Origin of the sequence: Streptomyces thermocarboxydovorans (assembly GCF_039524635.1) — a bacterium.
GTDB lineage: Bacteria > Actinomycetota > Actinomycetes > Streptomycetales > Streptomycetaceae > Streptomyces > Streptomyces thermocarboxydovorans.
On sequence record NZ_BAAAGU010000130.1, the window covers coordinates 1 to 2,286 of the forward strand.

The 2,286-nt window shown below is 68.5% G+C and carries 1 protein-coding gene and 1 pseudogene; one reads left to right on the plus strand and one right to left on the minus strand.

Annotation, left to right across the window (positions count from 1 at the left end):
• Positions 1-75 precede the first annotated feature (75 nt).
• Positions 76-767, minus strand: a pseudogene (locus ABD198_RS30400) (IS5 family transposase); the annotation flags it as partial.
• 453 nt (positions 768-1,220) lie between these two features.
• On the opposite strand from ABD198_RS30400, the gene ABD198_RS30405 reads away from it, so the two are divergent.
• A complete protein-coding gene (locus ABD198_RS30405; protein WP_344007940.1) occupies positions 1,221-2,180 on the plus strand; it encodes a LysR family transcriptional regulator in 960 nt (319 codons plus the stop codon).
• The last annotated feature ends 106 nt before the right edge of the window (positions 2,181-2,286 follow it).

A 2,286-nucleotide genomic window follows, 5' to 3' on the forward strand; every position in this document is an offset into this window, starting at 1 on the left:
CCATCCGGCCCAGAAACCTCCTTCCGAGTTCCTCCCGGCTCAGCCGGGGATACAAACAGGGCGCCTCGTGGCGCACATCGTGCGCTCAATCACCCATCGGCGGCGGCCCAATCGTTCGCTGGACTCGATGCCCTTGCGGGCGATACGCACGCCGATGCGCTTGCCTCGTAACCATTTTCGCAGGTGGGGAATGTCGTAGGCCTTGTCGGCGTGCAGGCGTTGGGGTTTGAAGTAGCGGCCGTTGTGGGGGTCGTGTCTCGTTTGGTGACCGGCCACCAAGGGCTTCAGCCCTTCGCTGTCGTGGACGTTGGCGGCGGAGACGCCGACGACCAGAGGCAGTCCGTTCGCGTCCGACAGGACGTGCATCTTGGAACCCGGCTTGCCCCGGTCCACGGGGCTCGGACCTGTGTGTGCGCCCCCTTTTTAGCCCGTACGTGGGCGGAGTCGAGCACGACGCGGGAGACATCGATGAGGCCCGCGTCGTCGAGTTGGTGCAGGACTGCTTCGTGCAGCCGGCCCCAGACGCCGGCCCGCGACCAGATCAGGAACCGGCGATGGGCCGTCGACTTCGAAATCCCGAAGCACGGCGGCAGAGCCCGCCAGGCGCACCCGCTGACCAGCACGTAGATGATCGCCGCGAACAGCGTCTCATCAGGCGTATTCGGCGTTCCACCGCCCTGCGGCCGCACCCGGCCCTCCGGAATCAACGGCCTGGCGAGCTCCCACAAGCCGTCCGGAACAATCCAACTCCACGTACCCAGCCCCATGAACAGACCAACGAGCGATCACCACATAGGACACCGTCCAAGTCCAGGTCGCGACGGCCTCGTCCGCCGTCGGCGGACGCGACGCACATGCCGTGCCGCCCGGGGCTGTCACGTCGACCGTTGGGAGCGTGGCGCGAGAGCGCATATCCCCACGACGTTCCACCTGCCAGGGGATGTGACCCGAGGGACTCGGTCTCTACGGTCTTTTGAGGCAGGGCACTTGGCGTCCCCCGGGACCTGCGCCAAGTGTCCTGTCAGGACGAATTCCGAGCGAGCTTTCGCCCGTCCAGGCCATGGAGTCCAGGCCTCCGCATACCTAACGTGCACCGACGGATCAGAACGCATCTGGCCAAGTTCGTCCGACTCAGGAATACGGTTATTGACAGTGGCAGGAGGCGTTATGCGGTTCCCCGTCGGCGCAACCTCGGGGTGCACTGCGCCAGGGGGCGGCAGATGACGCTCAGCCGGCTCAGGATGTTCGTCGCCGTGGCCCGTCTGGGCTCGGTGAAAGCCGCCGCCCGGTCGCTCAACGTGACCGAGGCGGCAGTGTCCGGCGCAGTGGCCGCGCTTCGCCGCGAGTTCGGCGACCAGCTGTTCGTGCGGGGCGCCGGCGGCATCACGTTGACCTCCGGCGGCCGACGGTTGGCTGCCAGCGCCGCTGAGATCCTCGGTCTGGCCGAGGAGGCCCGCCAGCGGGTGCGGGAGGCCGGGGAGCAGACCCCGTATCTGCGGGTGGCGTCCACCGCGACCGCAGCCGAGCACGTGACCCCGCGGCTACTCGAGGCCTTCTGCCGTCGCCAGCCCGACGTCGATGTCTCCACCATGGCCGCGCCCGGCTCCGCCCTCGCCGACCTGCTGCGGGACCGGCGGGCCGACGTGGCGATCGGTCCGGCGCTGGGCCCCAACACCTCGATCGAAGCCATCCCGTTCCTGCGGTTCCAGCTCGTCGTCGTCGCGTCCTCCCGCCACCCGCTGCGGGGCCACGCACGAATCCCACCTGACCAACTGGCCCGGCAGCCATGGCTGTTCGGCCCGGCCGGACTCGATCCGAGCACGCGGGCCGGCGCCTTCCTTGCGCGCCTCGGCGTCGACGCCGCCAGCGTGTCGGTCTTCCCCAGCGCGACCGAAGCCCGCGAGGCCGTCGCCGACGGGCACGGCCTGACCATCGAGTTCCTTCACGTCGTACGCGACGAGCTGCGGCGGAGGACGCTGGTCGCACTTGACGTGCTGGGGACGCCGGTCAACGGGCTGCTGTACGCGAACGCGCTACGTGACGACCACCGCTCGGAAACCGCGGCCCGCCTGTGTCAGTTCGTCACGACACCGACGGCGACCCAGGCCGTACAGACCCGGTCGAGGGGGGTGTCCATGAACAGGTTCAAGCCGGCCGTCCACGTGACGATCTGGAGCTGATCGACGAACCAATCGGCAAACCGACCGGCAACAAGGAGCCGTGTTTCCGCGATGGAGTTCATCAACGAGTTTCCGGTGGGCCTGCCGGTCGAGCAGGCCTGGGCGC